Annotated in this window: 17 protein-coding genes; 9 read left to right on the top strand and 8 right to left on the bottom strand. The window is 55.5% G+C overall.

Going from position 1 to position 17,836, the window contains the following annotated elements:
- Positions 1-98: 98 nt before the first annotated feature.
- From HOV93_RS08965 to HOV93_RS08955, 3 genes are all read right to left on the bottom strand, one after another.
- A complete protein-coding gene (locus tag HOV93_RS08965) occupies positions 99-1,547 on the bottom strand; it encodes an MATE family efflux transporter (RefSeq protein WP_207396147.1) in 1,449 nt (482 codons plus the stop codon).
- Positions 1,548-1,639: 92 nt separating this feature from the next.
- Complete coding sequence (locus tag HOV93_RS08960; protein ID WP_207396146.1) at positions 1,640-2,197, bottom strand: peroxiredoxin-like family protein; 558 nt, start codon at positions 2,195-2,197, stop codon at positions 1,640-1,642.
- On the bottom strand, positions 2,194-2,661 hold the full coding sequence (locus HOV93_RS08955; RefSeq protein WP_207396145.1) for a hypothetical protein: 468 nt from the start codon (positions 2,659-2,661) through the stop codon (positions 2,194-2,196). The genes HOV93_RS08960 and HOV93_RS08955 overlap by 4 nt, the downstream gene beginning before the upstream one ends.
- 241 nt (positions 2,662-2,902) lie before the next feature.
- Here HOV93_RS08955 and HOV93_RS08950 point away from each other — a divergent pair, with 241 nt between their 5' ends.
- The 6 genes from HOV93_RS08950 (at position 2,903) to rph (ending at position 8,757) form a co-directional block, all read left to right on the top strand.
- A complete protein-coding gene (locus HOV93_RS08950; RefSeq protein ID WP_207396144.1) occupies positions 2,903-3,856 on the top strand; it encodes a DUF1559 domain-containing protein in 954 nt (317 codons plus the stop codon).
- Between the two features lie 26 nt (positions 3,857-3,882).
- On the top strand, positions 3,883-4,305 hold the full coding sequence (locus HOV93_RS08945) for a carboxypeptidase regulatory-like domain-containing protein (protein ID WP_207396143.1): 423 nt from the start codon (positions 3,883-3,885) through the stop codon (positions 4,303-4,305).
- A gap of 286 nt (positions 4,306-4,591) precedes the next feature.
- Positions 4,592-5,470 carry an acetylglutamate kinase gene (argB, locus tag HOV93_RS08940; RefSeq protein WP_207396142.1) on the top strand — a complete coding sequence of 293 codons (879 nt, stop codon included), beginning with the start codon at positions 4,592-4,594 and terminating at the stop codon, positions 5,468-5,470.
- Positions 5,471-5,608: 138 nt separating this feature from the next.
- Entirely contained in the window at positions 5,609-6,838 is a 1,230-nt protein-coding gene (locus tag HOV93_RS08935; RefSeq protein ID WP_207396141.1) for an aspartate aminotransferase family protein, read from the top strand.
- Positions 6,839-6,896: 58 nt separating this feature from the next.
- On the top strand, positions 6,897-7,832 hold the full coding sequence (gene argF, locus HOV93_RS08930) for an ornithine carbamoyltransferase (protein ID WP_207396140.1): 936 nt from the start codon (positions 6,897-6,899) through the stop codon (positions 7,830-7,832).
- Between the two features lie 205 nt (positions 7,833-8,037).
- Positions 8,038-8,757 (top strand): ribonuclease PH, encoded by a 720-nt coding sequence (rph, locus tag HOV93_RS08925; RefSeq protein ID WP_207396139.1) that lies wholly within the window; start codon positions 8,038-8,040, stop codon positions 8,755-8,757.
- Between the two features lie 201 nt (positions 8,758-8,958).
- Here the strand turns inward: rph and HOV93_RS08920 are convergent, their stop codons facing one another.
- The 3 genes from HOV93_RS08920 to HOV93_RS08910 all read right to left on the bottom strand — a co-directional run bounded on the left by HOV93_RS08920 (position 8,959) and on the right by HOV93_RS08910 (position 13,613).
- Positions 8,959-9,363 carry a hypothetical protein gene (locus HOV93_RS08920; protein ID WP_207396138.1) on the bottom strand — a complete coding sequence of 135 codons (405 nt, stop codon included), beginning with the start codon at positions 9,361-9,363 and terminating at the stop codon, positions 8,959-8,961.
- 110 nt (positions 9,364-9,473) lie between these two features.
- Complete coding sequence (locus tag HOV93_RS08915; protein WP_207396137.1) at positions 9,474-10,511, bottom strand: DUF1559 family PulG-like putative transporter; 1,038 nt, start codon at positions 10,509-10,511, stop codon at positions 9,474-9,476.
- 381 nt (positions 10,512-10,892) lie between these two features.
- A complete protein-coding gene (locus tag HOV93_RS08910; RefSeq protein WP_207396136.1) occupies positions 10,893-13,613 on the bottom strand; it encodes a PQQ-dependent sugar dehydrogenase in 2,721 nt (906 codons plus the stop codon).
- Between the two features lie 301 nt (positions 13,614-13,914).
- Between HOV93_RS08910 and HOV93_RS08905 the strand changes: the two genes are divergently transcribed.
- Positions 13,915-15,315 carry a sulfatase family protein gene (locus tag HOV93_RS08905; protein ID WP_235990023.1) on the top strand — a complete coding sequence of 467 codons (1,401 nt, stop codon included), beginning with the start codon at positions 13,915-13,917 and terminating at the stop codon, positions 15,313-15,315.
- 179 nt (positions 15,316-15,494) lie between these two features.
- The gene (locus HOV93_RS08900; RefSeq protein WP_207396135.1) at positions 15,495-15,899 is read left to right on the top strand and encodes a DUF4259 domain-containing protein; all 405 of its coding nucleotides are present in this window, start codon (positions 15,495-15,497) and stop codon (positions 15,897-15,899) included.
- Here HOV93_RS08900 and HOV93_RS08895 read toward each other — a convergent pair.
- The gene (locus HOV93_RS08895; RefSeq protein WP_207396134.1) at positions 15,896-16,780 is read right to left on the bottom strand and encodes a M28 family peptidase; all 885 of its coding nucleotides are present in this window, start codon (positions 16,778-16,780) and stop codon (positions 15,896-15,898) included. The two genes, HOV93_RS08900 and HOV93_RS08895, sit on opposite strands and share 4 nt — an antisense overlap.
- Before the next feature lie 129 nt (positions 16,781-16,909).
- Between HOV93_RS08895 and HOV93_RS08890 the strand changes: the two genes are divergently transcribed.
- Entirely contained in the window at positions 16,910-17,254 is a 345-nt protein-coding gene (locus HOV93_RS08890; RefSeq protein ID WP_207396133.1) for a hypothetical protein, read from the top strand.
- A gap of 105 nt (positions 17,255-17,359) precedes the next feature.
- Here the strand turns inward: HOV93_RS08890 and HOV93_RS08885 are convergent, their stop codons facing one another.
- Positions 17,360-17,827 carry a carboxypeptidase-like regulatory domain-containing protein gene (locus HOV93_RS08885; protein WP_207396132.1) on the bottom strand — a complete coding sequence of 156 codons (468 nt, stop codon included), beginning with the start codon at positions 17,825-17,827 and terminating at the stop codon, positions 17,360-17,362.
- Positions 17,828-17,836: the final 9 nt, after the last annotated feature.

The following is a 17,836-nucleotide window of genomic DNA, read 5'->3' as shown; positions in this document are numbered from 1 at the left end:
TTTGAACTTACAACAAGAAGGCCAAGCAGTTTTTTTGATGTGAAAATTGGTGTCAAGTTAATCGACTTGTGTCTCTGCTCGTTTCTTAATTCGCAGAACTAAACCTCAATCCGCGTCCATGCCCCATGCCAGTAACGCAGCAGGATGAGAACCATTCGGGTAACGTTATCCAACAGCATGGCGGCCCAGGCACCGGTCAGGCCCCAGCCGATGCCGCTCAGGGCGATGCCGGTGAAAGGGATCTCGATGGCTTCCCATGCCAACCAATAGGTAAACGGCATGCGGATCAGCAGGAATCCGATGAACGTAATCAGCAGCGGCCAAGTCGTATCGCCTGCCCCGCGCAGCGAGCCACTGATCACCGTGAACACGGCATAAAACGGCAAGCATGCGGCCATGATCCACAGAATTCTCAGCACGGATTCGCTGGTCGCATAAGCCGTGGTCCCTTCTTTCGGGAAGCCTAGAAAAAGGGCGGTAACCCACTCGCCGCCGCCGATAATCATCAGCGAGTACGCTGAGAGCAACACAACACAAATGATCAGCGATACGAGCGTCGCTCGGGTTGCTCGGCCTGGGTTGCTGGCCCCTAAATGCTGTCCTGTTAACGACGACGCGGCCACGGCAAATGCCCAGGCTGCCAGGAAGCCAGGAGACTCTAAACGAATGGCCAGCCCATGGGCGGCCGCTTGCGTTGTGCCCAGACTATTGATGATGCCCAGGTACCAAAGATGCGAGCTAAGCACGATGGCATCGTTCAAGCCGCCAGGCAATCCGACCCGCAGCAGTCGCCGCATTCTTTCTATATTCGGCCACATACCGCGCCACTGAACTTTCAGATGAGCCCTTCCTTGAAACAGGATCGCCAGAAGAAGCAGCCCGCCAATGGCATGACTGACGGCCGTTCCGATCGCGATACCACTCCAGCCAAGTGTGGGTATCGGGCCCCAGCCGATCGCCAAAGCGGCGCTGATCACGAGATTTAAAACGTTGACGATCGCCATCACGATCAGGCCGGTCACCGTATCGCCGGCACCGTGAAGACAGGCAGTCGTGATCGCGATCATCATGAAGCCTGGTATCGCGGGAATCAGAATACGAAGGTACAAGAGGGCCATGTCGTAGGCCTGACCTTCGAGCTGCATCGCGGCAATATAGTTGTCGGCCAGAAACCAAAGCACCACCGTCGTGATCAAGCTTAGGATCATGCCCAGGGAAATGGCCTGTTCGGTGGCAAGCTCGGCGTCCTGCCAGTTACCAGCCCCGATGTTGCGGGCCACCACCGCCGTCGCTCCGATGCCGATCGACGCGCAGATGACGAATATCATCCAGCAGGTGTAGGCCATCAAACCGACGGCAGCCACGGCCGGTACCGAGTTCTCAGCCGACAAACAGTTACCGGCCAGATAGGTATCCGCCGTGCCGACGCAGAACTCCAGGAACTGCTCGGCAAGCGCCGGTGTGGCAATCGTCATCACGGCGCGCAGGTCCCCTTTCGACGTCATGGACGTTCGCGGGGCCGTCTCTTCGAGCTGCGTCATCGACATGCCGGATGTATCGTACGAAAGGGCGCAAGAGGGGAAACGTGCATTATAGGCACTAGATGTCGAAAGATGGCCGTGGGTTCACCTTGCGCGGGTTAAGCATCCGCGATAGGCGAGAGGGTGTCGGCGGCGACTAAGATTTCGTCGACATTCGGAAACTCGGCCGATGAAGATGGTCGGTAGTTCCAGACTATCTGGCCATTGGTGTCGATGAGGTATGTGCCGGAAAGCTGCATCAAGTCGCCGCGTGGGCGACCGATACCACTACGCTTGAGGGCTTGGAGACCTTCCCACCAAAGATGCGGTCCGGCGACTTGCCACACATTGCCTCGAGGCACTTCAAACGCCTGATAGACGCTTTGGTCGGGGTCGGCATATACCGGAAAAGTTAGTTTTAGTGCTTCACGAAACTTCTTGGCTTCGTCCGCTTTGCCCATGATGACCAGGGCCACGCCCAGATTATGCTTGGCGAATGTCTCGTAATGCTTGAGCAATTGTTTAGCGTGATCGACACAAAAGACACACCCCAGGTGCCGCGAGAATTGCAGAAGCAGCGGACGCTGTGCGTATAGGTGGGCCAAAGGGACTTGCTGGCCATCTTCAGCGATCAAATTGACTTGGGGAGCCGGAATGGACGAGGCGTAGTGAGTCATCGTTCTTTACGCGGGGACGCTTTCTTAGGCTGTTCGGCCTCTCGACGAAAGGCCTCGTATTCGGTTTGCATCATCGTCCCTAATTTTAACCGATTCACGCCGAACCACGTGGCATTGGGGTTCTGTGCGTCCAATTGTTTTCGTTTGTCGTAAATCTCGACGAGTTGACCCAGCTTCTCTTGTTTGACTACTTTGTCTCCACTTGCGCGGAGCTGAGCTTCAGTGTAAATCGCTTGCACGTTCAGCAGCACGCCTTCGGGGACCGCTTTCTCTTTGACCCGCTCTTCCAGATAGGTCGTAAACAGCTGCAGCGACTCGAGCTGTTCCTCTTGCAGGTACTGCATATAGGTGACCAGCCCCTCAGGCAGTCGCACGTTGCCTGGGCCGTTGATGTTAACTCGTTGAGCAGTCGCTACTTGAGCAGAAGCCAATAGCAATAGGAAAGCGAGAACGACATTTCGCATGATAGCAGCACCCTTACCAGATCAAAGTCTCAATCGCCTTATCGTAACGCCAGGCTCCCCATTCGACCTAGGCCAATGTTACTGACGAAACCACGCAATGCGCTAGAAATAAAATTGCCAAGATTCGAAAATTACTTTACCTTGAGTGTGGCTAATCCCTTTGCAGGTGGGGTAAAGCGCTTGATGTCGCCTTCCCCTCTGGTTTGCCGGTTCCTCATTATCTTTTCTCAGGAACTTTGCTATGAACTTGTCCAACTCTCGGACGGTGCGTGGGTTCACGCTCGTCGAGCTTCTCGTCGTAATCGCGATCATAGGTGTGCTGATCGCGCTGCTGCTTCCAGCGGTGCAGCAAGCTCGCGAAGCCGCTCGTCGGATGCAGTGCAGCAACCAGCTCAAGCAGATCGGCTTGGCGGTGCACAACTATCACGACACTTACAAAGTATTTCCCGCCGGCAGTGTCAACTTAAATACGACAACGGCTGCCGATAAAAGCCTGAGCAACTGGGCCATTGGTATTCTGCCGTTTTTGGAACAGCCGGCTTTATACGAGCAATACAATCAGAGCGTCCATAACTCGCACGTCGACAATCAAGATGTTCTGACGACCATTCTGCCGGCCATGTTGTGTCCGTCAGATGTGAATTCTGAGGTCCTCACCCAGCCTAGCCAGCTCTTAAGCATCGACATCGCCCCTGGCTCGTACAAAGGAAACGTCGGGCGGCGGTTTGGTGGTGCGAACGGGTACTTCGACTATCCTCCTTATGCCGGCAGCTACAACGCTTCGCAAAAAACATCGATCGGCCCGCTGCATGTCTCGGGTGTAAACGGTTTGGGCTGGGAGCGTTTCGCCACAATTACCGACGGTTCGACCAATACCTTGCTCGTTGGCGAATATCACACCAAGACGCGACCAGACACCAAGACTTTCTGGGCCAGCTCGCACAGCTTCCATAACCTGGGTGCCGCGCAGCCCGAGTCTTACACGCGTATCCCCGACTGGGAGGCATGTTACGCGGCAACCGGCAACAGTCAGCACTGGAAGTGTTATCGGGCATTCGGCGCCCTGCATGCCGCCGGAACGATCAACTTTGCAATGTGCGATGGTTCGGTTACGAGCATTCCGCAGACGATCGACAATGTGGTCTTCGAGGCGCTCTCTACGATCAGCCGAGACGAAGTCGTTACGTTGCCGTAGTCTTTATTCGCAGGAAAGAACTTCGCATGACGCTCACGCGAATCGTGGTGCTCGTATCGCTCTGCCTGTTGGTTGGCTGTTTCGGATCGGACAAGATCGCCCCAGTCTCTGGCCTAGTGACTTTGGATGGCGAACCGTTAGCCGGCGCAATCGTCGGCTTCGAGCCGATCGCTCAGGAAGGCGACCTTGAGGCCGGCTACGGCAGCTACGCCAAAACCGACGACGACGGTCACTACACGCTGCGTTCGCTGAAAAATGAGGAAGGCGCGTTGATTGGCCAGCACCGAGTATCGGTCAGTACGGTCGTCGGCAAGGAAGGCCCCAATGGCGAGATCATGGGGTTAACCAAGGAACGCGTCCCGCCCCGCTACAACAACGATACGCAGCTGCTCATCGAGGTTCCCCGAGGCGGTACCGACGTAGCAAACCTGGCGTTGGAGTCCTCGTAACCTCCAAACTCAGCGGGGAAGGGTTCCAAGCTCCTGGATTTATTGCCCCAGGCTTCCATCTTCTTCCTATCTTCACGCGTTGTCCCTAGCTTACCCGTACCGTAGTGGGGGAAACTGGGGTGTCTTGCGTTGACACGGGGATTTGAACGACCGTAAAATGTTGGGTTTTCCCGGACGTAGGGTGCTTAGACAGGGGAAACCGGACTTCTCAGCGGTTTATCTCTCGTACCGTTCGTTCGAAGCATGACCAACCTCGGAGCTTGCTCCACTTTTCAGAGAATCATCCTTGAAAGAAGCCATCGAGAAAGCGGACGTCCTGATTGAAGCCTTGGGATGGATCCGCCGCTTCCGCAACAAAGTCACCGTGATTAAATTGGGCGGAAGCGTCATGGAAAACCCCGACGCGCTGCGGCACTGTTTGATTGACATCGTCTTTATGGAAACGGTCGGCATGCGTCCGGTCGTCATCCACGGAGGCGGGGCCGCCATCAGCCGGGCCATGGCCGACGCCAAGATCGAGCCTCACTTCATTCAAGGACGCCGTTACACCGACGACGCCACGCTGAAGATTGTCGAGGAAGTTCTCGCCGGTAAAGTCTGTAGCAACATCACGCAAGAGATCGAAGACATCGGCGGCCGGGCGATGAGCCTGAACTTGGATCCGCAGTGTGTGTTGTTTGGCGAGCGGATGACCTTGCCCGGCGAAAACGGCGAAGAGATCGACCTGGGGCACGTCGGCACCGTGACCGAAGTGGACCGAGCCACGATCGAAAACCTGTGTTACGCCGGTCAGGTGCCCATCATCCCGAGCATGTGCATCGACAAGAAGACCGAGCAAAAGCTGAACGTCAACGCCGACACGGCCGCCAACGCCGTGGCCGAAGCGCTCGGGGCCGAGAAGCTGGTCTTCCTGTCCGATGTCAACGGAGTGCGTACCGACAAAGATGACCCCGACACGCTGGTCCATTCGCTGAACCGAGAGAAGGCCGAATCGATGATCAAGTCAGGCCAAATCGCTTCCGGCATGATTCCTAAGGTGGAAGCGTGCCTGGAAACCCTGGCCCGTGGAGTCAGCAAGATCCACATCATCGACGGCCGCACACGGCATTCGTTGCTGCTGGAAATTTACACGAACACCGGGGTGGGAACGGAAATCGTTTTATAGAACGTCTTCCTCCCCTCATCATGTCCCCTCGCCCATTGCGGAAAGGGGACAAGAATACCAGATACACCGAACATATTAGGTCTGACCGCTGTCCATTAGCTTTCCCATTATTGGACCCCTGGTCTTGGAGAACCTGCCATGACGACGACCGAAGCTTCCGCCGGTACCGAGCCGATGAGCTCGACGGACACTGTAGAGTTGTTCCAGAAGTACGTTGTACCCAATTACGTACGCTACCCGGTGAACCTGGTCCGCGGCGAAGGCTCGAAAATCTGGGATGCCGAAGGGAAAGAGTATCTCGACCTGTTTCCCGGCTGGGGCTGCAACTTGCTGGGCCACTGCCCTGAAATGGTCGTCGCCGCCGTGCAAGATCAGGTGGCTAAGCTGATTCATGTCCCCAACACCTGGCACATGGACGTGCAAGGCGAATGGGCCAAGCTGCTGGCCGATCGCAGCTTCGGCGGCAAAGCGTTCTTCTGCAACAGCGGAGCGGAAGCCAACGAAGCGGCCATTAAGCTGGCCCGTTTGCATACGCCAGACGAAAAATACAAGATCATCACCTTCCTTGGCGGCTTTCATGGTCGCACCTATGGAGCGGTCACTGCCACTGCCCAGCCGAAGTATCATCAGAATATCGGCCCAATGATGGCCGGGTTCAGCTATGCTCCGCACGGTGATCTAGAAGCGGTACGCGATCTGGTCGACGAGCATACGTGTGCGATCATGATCGAGCCGATCCAAGGGGAAGGCGGCGTCAAGTTGCCCCCCGAAGGCTTCCTGGAAGGTTTGCGAAAAATTGCCGACGAGAACAACCTGCTGCTGATCTTCGACGAAGTTCAAACAGGTTGCGGGCGAACCGGCGAGTGGTTCGCTTACCAGCACTTTGGCGTTCAGCCAGACATCATGACACTGGCCAAGAGCTTGTGCGGTGGTGTCGCCGGCGGTGCCCTGGTGACAACGTCGGAGATTGCCGACAGCTTGAAGCCCGGCATGCACGCGGCCACGTTTGGTGGCAACCCGCTGGCCGCCCGGGCTGGCATTGCGGCGATTCAGCAGATCGAACGGGATGGCCTGTTAGAGAAGTCCAAGCAGGTCAGCGAGATCTTCCGTCAGCGGCTAACGGCCCTGAAAGACGAGTGCGATCTGATTCAGGAAGTTCGCATTGTCGGCATGATGATCGGCCTGGAACTTTCGGTAGACGGGGCCCCAGCCGTGAAGGCCTGTCTCGAGAAGCAGCTTTTGATCAATTGCACGCAAGGACGGGTTATCCGTTTGTTGCCGGCGATGAACATCACCGAGGAAGAAGTCCATCGCGGATGCGATATCCTTTCCGAGGTGTTGAAAAACCTGCCAACTACGGCTGAGTAATTTCTTTTCTACTTGGGTGCCAAAGAGCCCCTAAATATTCCATCGCGAGATCGTTTCCATGCGACATTTCTTGAGCCTCTTTGACGTTTCCGACGACGAACTAAAGCGAATCTTCGAGCTGGGGCATCAGCTGAAATCACGTTTGAAGTCAGGCGTCCGCGAGCCCATTCTGCAGGGCAAAGTGGTAGGGCTCTTGTTCGAGAAGCCTTCACTACGAACCCGTGTCAGCTTTGAAGCCGGCATGGCTCAGCTGGGCGGCAGCAGCTTGTTCCTTGGCGAAGATGTTGGCTGGGGCAAGCGAGAAGCTCCTCAAGATTTCAGCCGCGTGATCGGCCAATACCTGGACGTGATCGTCTGTCGAGCCAAGTCGCACGACAAGGTCGAAACGCTGGCCAAGTATGCCGATACGATTATCATCAACGGCCTGACCGACCTGTGCCATCCGTGTCAGGCGTTGGCTGACCTGATGACCATTGAAGAAGAGTTCGGCAAGCTGGAAGGCCAGAAGTTGGTCTTCGTCGGCGATGGCAATAACGTTTCGCGCAGCCTGGCTCTAGCGTGTGCCAAGATGAACATGGACTTCACGCTGGCGGCCCCTAAAGGTTACGAGATCGAACAGGAGTTTATCGATCGTATCTTGAAGGTTTCCCCCAATGTGAAGATCGAACAGATGTCCGATCCGATTGCCGCAGTGGAAGGGGCCTGTGCCGTCTATACCGACGTGTGGGCCAGCATGGGGCAAGAGACCGAACAGGCCAAACGCGAGAAAGATTTCGCCGACTTTCAGGTCAACCAGAAGCTGATGGATGCCGCCGGAAAGGACGCGATCTTCCTGCACTGCTTGCCTGCCAAGCGGGGGCAGGAAGTCACCGACGAAGTGATGGACTGCCCGACCAGTCGCATCGTCCAGCAAGCCGGTAACCGCATGCACGCCCAAAAGGGGCTGCTGGTCTGGCTCCTTACCGAAGCCGTCGACAAGATCCACGTCGACTAACAAAACTCCCGTACTCCTGTACTTTCGTAGTCCCGTAGGGTGCGAGCAGCGAAATCGCATCGCACCACAAACAATGTTCACGCATTGCTTACCGACGGAGACCGCATCGGGTGCGATACGTTCCGCTTCGCTTTACGACTCGCACCCTACGAAGTGTTGCCTAACACCTTCGAAAACTCCTTGATTCTCACCGAAAGCTAGTTCCATGCCCCGTCACGATGGTCGTTCCGCGTCTCAGCTTCGTCCTTTGAAGGTAAAGCGAAAGTACACCAAGAACGCTCCAGGTAGCGTGCTCATTCAAGCCGGTACCACCACGGTCCTATGCACGGCCAGCGTCGAATCATCGGTCCCGCCGTGGCTCAAAGGGAGCGAAAAGGGGTGGGTTACTGCCGAGTACAACATGCTTCCCGGCAGCACGCCTACGCGTAAGTCGCGAAGGGTCGACGGACGTACGACGGAAATTCAGCGGCTGATCGGTCGAAGCCTACGGGCGGTCGTCGATTTGGAAGCTTTGGGCGAACAGATGATTACCGTCGACTGCGACGTCTTAGACGCCGACGGTGGTACGCGTACGGCCAGCATCACCGGAGCGTTCATCGCCCTGGTCGACGCCGTCAGCACGATTGATCTGCCAGATGCCAAGCGATCGGTCTTCAAAGACAGCCTGGCCGCGATTAGCGTGGGCATCGTGAATGGTGCGCCGGTACTCGACCTGGATTACGTCGAAGACTTCGCCGCGACGGTCGACATGAACGTTGTCATGACCGGCAGTGGGAAGTTCATCGAAATCCAAGGCACTGGTGAGGAAGCCACCTTCAGCGATGACGAACTGGCAAAGCTATTAAAGCTGGCCAAAGGAGGCATCAAGGATCTGACCGAGATGCAACAAAAAGCCCTCGGTCGAAAATGGCCTATTGGTAAATAGGACTCTTGTCGGTTGCGAGCAGCAAAACGCATCGCACCCACATCAGAGAAGAAGACCCACCACGGATTACACGGATAAACAGCGATTAGAAATGTCGTTGGCAAAGCCGACTTGGAAATTCACCAGTGGCTATCCGTGTAATCCGTGGTTAAAAGTCTGACTCTTCGGTCCCTTGAAGGAGGCGTCGAAACCCAACGTGAGCTACTTCTTGACTAACTCGACGGTAAGCGTATTGCTGCCGTCGTTGACCGTGATCGAAGGTTCTTCAGGGGCTAGGTCTGCCAGTTTGTGTTTGGGCAGCGAGTCGCCAGGTTTGAGATTCTCCGGAATTGGGATCGGAGGAGGCGTAAAGGTTAGCTTGCCGGGGCCTTTGGTAAGGCCGTCACCTTCGGTGTAGGTTGTCCAAGTGACGGTCCCATCCGAGTTAATCTTGCCTGAGCCGGGCTTTCCACCCTTTTCCGGCATGAAGGTAATCACACCTTCGGTAACAGACGTACCGCTATGCGTAACGGTGGCTGTGACAGGAGCGATACTTGAATTCTGCGAATTGCATCCCAGGATGCCCAGCGCCAGAACGGCAGCGATTTTTATTGGTGCGTACTTCATCGTAATTTGCTTGGATTCCAAATGGGGAGACTTGGTACAGAACGAGCGTGGTTGAAAAGCGTGCTACCCACTTGAACGGCACGCTTGCTGGGTGATCGAGAGGCAATCCACTAGGGAAGCTCGAACGCAACGCCGTCGTTGCGGGATCCTATCGCACGGTAAACGCTCATCTGGACGGTTTCCGGAATGAAATGGACCGAGCCATCGGTGAACAGGAACTGCGCACCGCCTGGGTGTTGGCTCCCAAAGCTCATGTCCGATTCATCTGTGGCATCGCGTCGATTGATATAGAAGTCGGTATCCATCAAACGCAGGTTGGCAGCAATATCGCGTCCGTTACATCCACCTCCGTTGCCGCCGGAGTAAATTGGATATCGTCCGCTGTCGGTTTTCGAGAGCGTGACGTTATTCGTGATCGAGACTTCACCGATACAGACGGTGTTACTCAAGCCGTCCGTGATTTCTGCGAATTTCGTCATGAACGTGGTATTATTTTGGTTGTCAAATCGTAGGATGCCGTTCTGATTGCTGGCACTGTAGCGAGCACATCCGTAATCCGAGAATGCCCAGCCCATGTTCCCGATGTAGTTGGTCTTCGGGTTTCCTTCATCATCCTGAACTTGTAATACATCCGAAGGGCACAGGTATGCATCTACAATGGCACTTTTCTGGCGCAAGATTGTCGCGACATCAGCATTAGGGTCACCGCTTCCTGGGCGATTGCGAGACCAGGCGCCGCAGCCATCGATGTTCTCGCCACTGGTGCACGGTGGATTTGGCAGGGTGTGTCTTCCACTTTGCAAAACGATCACAGGGCGACTGCTGCCGGACGTTACGGCCAGGACTTGCTCATATAGATTGTTTTGTTCCAACTGCGGAAGAATCAGGAACCCCCAGCCGAAACTGTCGTTGTCGTCGTCGACCTGACCACACGGCAGTGCACCATAGGTATCGTGAAAAGTATGCAACGCCAGGCCGAGCTGCTTGAGATTGTTGCTGCACTGCATACGGCGTGCGGCTTCACGTGCTTGCTGAACCGCGGGTAACAAAAGGGCAATCAAAACACCAATAATTGCGATGACCACCAGCAGTTCGACAAGCGTAAAGGCTTTCGGTCGACGCAGATTCATGAGTGGAGACGTGTGCATGTTCGAGGCTCCTTCGAAAGAGACAATCAGGGGGAATAGCTATAATAGAAATAGGAGAAAGGCAGGATGACTTGCGGAAACCAAAGTGCAGTGGGTCACTTAGCTGCGCAATTACCTGTTTAGAGGGGGGCCCTCTTGCATCGTTATCGTTAAGATATTAGCAGGGTGCAATGGTAAATAAAATTAAAATAGTTAAATATGCGCCTAACCGAAGGCATGCCCCTTCGGAATAAGGGGCAAAGAGAAATATATCTCAATCAAAATATGTTTATTGATCGCGCGAGCGTGTGGCTACACGTAAGATCTGCGTGCCCACTGCGGCTCTGCTCGAGTGAACAAGACGGCAAATGATCGCAGCTGCCCGCTAAGTGAAATTGATGATTATTGCGTGTTCGGCGCAAACGTCACACTATCAAGATTCATTAGGCCGCCTTGCTGATCTTCGTTGAGAAACACGATGTAGATATCGTGTCGGCCAGATTGGGGTTCGATCGGGGATGAAACATCATGAAACCCATCCCAGCTGCCATTCACTTCCACCGGGGCCGATGCAATGACTGGGCCATCGAGGGCATCCAAGCGTGCTTCGATGCGGCCGCCGGAGCCTGCGGAAGTAACGCGAAACGTCAGACTGCCGACGCGATCGAGAGGGATCTGATCGAAACGGGCAAAGTGGTTGTGATTGATCGCCCCGAGAAACTTGCCGCCGGAAGCCGTGTGGCCACCGAGAGGGCGTGGTCCGGCGATCTCGTCCGCTGCTTCGGCTTCGATTTTACGCTGGCGAAGAAAGACTTTCGCTGTGCCGACTAGTGGTGGGATCTCTCCGGCACCCAGGTCTTGATAACTGGCCTCGAGCTGGACGTAGCCTGCTTTCTCGACTTCCGCGTCGGTGAGTTCGATGTTGCCTACAAAGCCATCGAAGACACGCACCGCGTTGTCTTTTTCCAGTGAGAACACCCATGCGACCATGTCCCGAATTTCTTCGGTGGAATGTTGCGAGTGCGGTAGCATGGGGACTTTGCCCCACACGCCGGCCGAGCCTTCGCGGACGCGTTTGACCGAGGCTTCCAAGGCCTGGTCGTTGCCACGGTACTTTTCAGCGATCTTCACCAGCGGCGGCCCCACCCGCAGCCCATCGACTGCGTGACAGTTGAAGCAGTCGCTTTTCTTCATCAGCCGTAAACCAATCGGATCGTTGTCGGTAACTTCGCCTCCGGGGCCACGAGGAATGCTGCCGGTACCTAAGGTCATGTTGACCGCAGTTCGGCGTGGTGCTTCCAGGTCGATTTCCAAGGCGCCGGTCTGGTCGGCTTCTTCGAAGTCAGAGGTGCCGTCTTCGATGTCGTTGACTTTCAACCGATAGCCAATCGCGGCCAGCGAGTCGAAGAAGTCTCCATCTTGCGGGGCCAGAAAAGTGACGCTCGGTCGTGCATTGCCCACGATCACCGGGACCGAGGCCACGGCTTCTGCTCCGGAAGGATCGGTTACGGTCAGTTCGACGTTGTAAACGCCAGATTCATCGAAAGTGATTTCGGGGTTCGCTTCGGTCGAAAGGAGCCTTGGCGTTGGCTTTTCTGCGCCGGCACGGTAGGCATTCCAGGCGTAGCTAAGCTCCTGGCCATCCTTATCAAGCGTGCCGCTGCTGGAAAGCTTAACCGCCAGCGGCTGTTTGCCGGTATTGTTTTCGGCGGAAGCGATCGCCGTGGGAGGCCGATTGCCGCGCACGTAGTCGATGCGGACCAGCTTGGCGTCATCGTTGACGCCCCACGTCTCGCCATACTCCAGCATGTACAGTGCCCCGTCCGGGCCAAATTGCATATCGACCGGACGGGTGAACTTGTGATTGGGCATGAAGGGTTCGATCGACGCGATCTCGGATTCTGCCGTCAGATGAACGGCCAGGATCCAGTGACGAGACCATTCGTAAACAAACAGGCAGCGGCTGAAATGTGGTGGGAACTTGGTCGTGCTGGGGTTGGCCGCATCGAAGTCGTACGTGGGGCCGGCACAAGCGGTTCGCCCGCCTGAGCCAACCTCTGGGAACTTCTCGAATGCCGCGGCAGGGTAATAGATAAATGCTTCGGTGGCCGGGGGTAGCTCGCGAATGCCGGTATTGTTAGGAGAATCGTTCACAGGCTGGGCCGGGTCGAATTTCGCACCAATTTTTTCGTTGGTAAAGTCGACATCATGGTAGGCCTGATTGTCGGCGATGAAGTAAGGCCAACCGAAGTTACCGGCTTGCTTGGCCTGGTTGATTTCGTCGTAACCGCGCGGACCACGCGGGCCATCGTTCCCGGCATCGGGACCCACTTCACCCCAGTACAGATAGCCGGTCTTTTGGTCGACGCTGATACGCCACGGATTGCGGCAACCCATCACGTAGATTTCGGGATGCCCCTGCGAGCCATCTTTAGAAAACAGATTGCCATCAGGGACTTCATACGTACCGTCGGCCAAGGGGCGAATTCGCAGCACTTTGCCGTTGTAGCTTTTGGTGTTCGCCGAAGACTTCTGGGCATCCCAGGGGAACTTATCGTCACGCTCGTCGATCGGTGCGTAGCCGTGCGAATCGCCGTGCGGATGGGTGTTGTCGCCGGTGCCGATAAATAGGCATCCATCTGGGCCGAACTCAAGCGAGCCAGCGTGGTGGCAACATTGCAGGCGCTGCTCTTCGTATTGAAGCAGGATCTTTTCGCTGCCCATGTCGAGCTTGCCATCAACCAACGTGAAACGACTCACATGTTGCCCTGGGAACTCTGGTGGAGAGTACTGCAAATAAACCCAGTGGTTCTCTGCGAAGCTAGGATCGAGCGCCAGGCCGATTAAACCGTTCTCTTGAGCGGTGGTGACTTCGACTTCGCCGACAAGTTCCGTTTGACGCGTGGTGGGATCGTAGACCTTCAGTTGCCCTTTGATCTCGATATAGAAGACTCGTCCATCCGGGGCCACGGCCAGTTCCATTGGCTGCTTGAGTTGAGTGACAAGCGTGGTGACTTCCAATCGCGAGGGATCATAGGGCGGCTCTTCCGCAGAAAGCACCCTGGTGGAAGTGAACGCGGCGCCTAGACACAACAGCAAACAAATCAACTTGAAAGAAGGCATCGCGGCATTCCTAAAGCAGGCAATCACGAAGGGGATGGCGGCAGATTGAGTGAGGTGGACGGGAGACATGCCGCGAGAAAAGTTCGCTGGCGAATCTTTTTTTGACAACGAGCAGTCTTCGCTACACGATAGTTGGGAGGGGAAACGTCGTCTACCTCAGGTCCCTTTGTCGGTCGAGCCGTGTATCCTCTATCTTCCCGCAGGGGAAAGATGAGATAATACCTTCACGAACCGAGTGCTTCCCTTCTCGTCGCGACTTCCTTCCCCTTGATACTTGCCCCTGCTCGCTGAAAGGTTACGTATGATTCGCCCTGCCCTGTTCGTCGCCGTTGCGTTTGCATCGCTTTCAATGTCTTTATCAGCGATCGCGGCCGCCCCTAAGCCGAATGTTGTCATCTTGTTAGCCGACGACCTGGGGTATCAAGATATCGGGTGCTACGACGGTCCGGTAAAGACACCGGCGATCGATGCCCTAGCAGCCGGTGGCGTACGGTTCGAAGCGTTTTACTCTGGCTGCGCGGTTTGCTCGCCATCGCGAGCCACCCTTTTAACAGGCCGTCATCATATTCGGGCCGGCGTTTATAGCTGGATCCACGACGAGTCGCAGAGATCGCATTTGCTGCTTCGCGAGAACACCTTGGCCGAGGTGCTCAAGCAAGAGGGCTACGCCACGGCGCACATTGGTAAGTGGCATCTTGGTTTGCCGACCGAGAAATACGACAAGCCCACGCCAGATCAGCACGGTTTCGATTATTGGTTTGCCACATGGAATAACGCCCAGCCTAGCCATAAGAATCCGAACAACTTCATTCGCAACGGGAAGCCGGTCGGCAAGTTGGAAGGTTACTCGTGTCAGTTGGTCGCCGACGAAGCAATCGACTGGCTCGACCACCACCGCGACGCAAAGAAGCCATTCTTTCTCAACGTATGGTTCCACGAGCCCCACGCACCGATCGCCGCACCGGAAGAGATCGTTACCACGTATGGCAAAAAGAACGACAAAGCAGCGATCTACTCCGGCACCATCGACAACACAAATCTCGCCATCGAACGTCTGGTGGCCAAGCTGCATGAAATTGATAAGCCGGAGAATACGCTGATCATCTACGCCTCAGACAACGGCAGCTATCGTGACGATCGCACCGGAGGGCTGCGAGGCAAGAAGGGAGTGAACTGGGAAGGTGGAATTCGCGTGCCGGGGATTTTCTACTGGCCAGGGACCATTGAAGCAGGCCAGGTAGTCGGCAACGAAACACCTGCCGGGATTGTCGATATCTTGCCCACTGTCTGCGGTTTGCTGGGCATAGAACCTCCTGAGGGACGCCACCTGGACGGGAGCAATCTAACACCGCTGCTAACGCCAGGTGCGGCGAAGTTTGTCCGACACCAACCTCTTTACTGGCATCTGCAAAGGTCGAGCCCGATCGTTGCCATCCGAGATGGTCGATATAGCCTGGTTGCCGAGCGTGATTACGAGATGAGCACCAATAATATGTTTCAAGAAAAGTGGATTCCTCTTATTAAGAACGGAGCTTATACCAACTATCAGTTGTTTGACCTTCTAGCAGATCCGCAGCAGAAGCACAATTTGGCGAAGGAAAAGCCTGAATTGCTAACAAAGCTCAAGGGCAAGCTCCTGGGGATTAACGATAGCATCATGGCCGATGGTGCCGATTGGCATCTGGCCGCTGAAGGAAAGTAACGAGCTGGCGAACCCTCCTCGGGGGTGCCCTGCTGGATGTGGGTATTTACGAGGAATTATTCCCGAATTGCTTGAGAATAGTAAATTTCTTCTTTGAGACTCCTATGTCCATTGTGTAATGACGCGCAAGATCGTATTTTGAAGGGAAAGGTCAGAACACAAGTGGAGATTCAGGGTTCATGGGTGCTTGGGGGCACGAGATATTCGACAACGATGCCGCGTGCGATTGGCTGGACCGCTTGTTGCTGTGCGACGATCTGGCATGGATCGAAACAACGCTTGAGCAGGTCAATCAGGCCGATGGTTTCTTCTATGCGAACGAAGCCAGTGCTGCTTTAGCGGCTTGTGAAACGCTTGCCCATCTACGAGGAAGGCCCGGCTTACACGAGGCCTCTCTCGACGAATTAAAGACGTGGGTTGACCGGCATAGGCATCTTGCGACGGATTCTTTAGTCCCCCTCGCCGGACAGACGCTTACGAGGATCAGTTCCGACGACTGCGAGTTGAAACTACTTTGGCAGCAAGGCGATCAGTACCAGCTATGGGTCGCAACGGTCGAAGACGTGGGGCGGCGTATCGTTTAACAGCGAGCCAGCTTTTGTATCGCGCTGGCAACTCCTTGTGTTACCTGCGTCATGGCGTCGTAGTCGAGCGTGTCTGGCGTATCGCTCGGCTGGTGATAGTGTGGGTTTCGCAGAAAGCTGGTATCGGTCAGCATCAGGGCCGGGTACCCTTGATCCCAAAACGAACTGTTGTCGCTCCGGCGAATCTCGTGGATCTTTTCCGGCAAGCAGATTGAAAAGAGCCCCAGCCGCGAAGCCTTCTTAAAGCCTCGGCGAAACGCCCAAGAGAGCTGCCACGAATTCAAATTTCCGACGGCCGCCAGGAAGTTGCCTCGTTTGGGAAAGAGCCAGTGCAGAAACTTGGGAATCGTTTCCGGCACCTTCTGCGAGCCAGGCTCATTACGGAAGTATCCCACCATTTCCAAGCAAAGCATCACGATCTGCTCGTCGCGCAGCTTGGCCTGGGAAGCATGATACTGACTTCCCATCGAGCCTAAGCTCATGTAGGGAGCCTCTTCACAGGCAAACGAGACAAAGCGAAGCGTTTTTCCGGGCGAGACGTCCTTCAGTAATCGGCTCGTTTCCAGCAAAACGGCCACGGCCGAAGCGTTGTCGTCGGCGCCTGGCGTGGTGGCGACCGTGTCGTAGTGGGCCCCCAAGACGACCACGTCGTCGGCAGATGTGCCGGGGATTTCGACCACCAGATTGGTAGCCGAGCCATCGGAAGACTTATAAGTTTCTTCGCGAACCTCGTAGCCCATCGCCTGCCACATCGAACTGATATAGCCAATCGATGCGCTGATGGACTCAGGCTTGGCGAGTATCCGCGGGCCAATCAAGCCTGCCAGCCGATCGACGTGTTGAACTAGGTTTTCTCGAATCGGTGTGGGATCGAAAGCCATGGATGCTCGCTGGTCTTAGGGGTTAGTCTCGACCGATTATAAGAAAAAGAGGGCACGTTTCATGAAAGTTGGAGTAAAATCGACAGAACCAATATCAATCTGCTCCCTCGATTCCCTTGAATTCGTGTCATGAAAGCCATCGTCCTGCAGACTCTCGACGGCACACAGCATATCGGCTTTATTCTCTGTGCGATTCCGCCTGGCGATATCGAAGGAGACTGCATGTTCTCGATCGTGCCAGATAACGCAGAACTGCTGGAAGATCCGGAGATCGTGCAACTGCTCGACCGTCGCGACCAGGGAGAAAGCCAGATCGAACTATCTGAAGACAGCCTGTCGATATTGATACGCTCGCGCAAGCTAGACAATATGTTCGTCCAGTTTGAAATCGACGGCATCGGCGAGTGGGGCTATATCCGCTCAGGCGAACGAGTCGCCATCGGCCAAGCCACGACGATCACTTCGCGGCACTAGTTGCCGGCTCTTCCAGCGGTGTGAACCGGGTAGTAGGCATCCTCGACTTTTAACTAGCAGTGGCACCCACCAACGACGTTTTTCGTGTAGCCGAGAAACATCACTCTACTTGCCCGATTGAAGATCAATCTGAACCGGCTTCATCCCATCGGTTACATCAACTCGCAGGTCAGTGGTAGCAGGCGACGAGTACTTCATGGGCGTAAGGAACTTGACCGCTTGCTCGATGTTGCCCATCAATTGTTCACCCTCTTCCGAACCTTCTTCCGCTGGGGCCGCTTGTGCTTGTCGTCGGGCATCCAGTTTGACGACGGTCACTTTGTATTCGCCAGGCGGCACGCCATCGTTGGCGGTGAACGAAGCCAACGTGAAGTGACCTTGATCGTCCGTATGCCCCGAGGAAGGACGACCTCCTTCTGCTGGAACGAAACTGATTGCGGCACCGCTTAGAGGCTCGCCATCGAGCATTACGGTTCCTTCCACCGGCAACATGGCACTGCCGGAGCAGCCCAGCAGTACCGTGCCCAGGCAGAAGATGATCGACAACATCAGCGCAGGATTTCGCTTGAGCATGACTTATTT

Origin of the sequence: Bremerella alba (genome assembly GCF_013618625.1) — a bacterium.
Taxonomy (GTDB): domain Bacteria; phylum Planctomycetota; class Planctomycetia; order Pirellulales; family Pirellulaceae; genus Bremerella; species Bremerella alba.
Note: the sequence above shows the minus strand (reverse complement) of the source record. Positions and strands in the feature narration are given on the sequence as shown.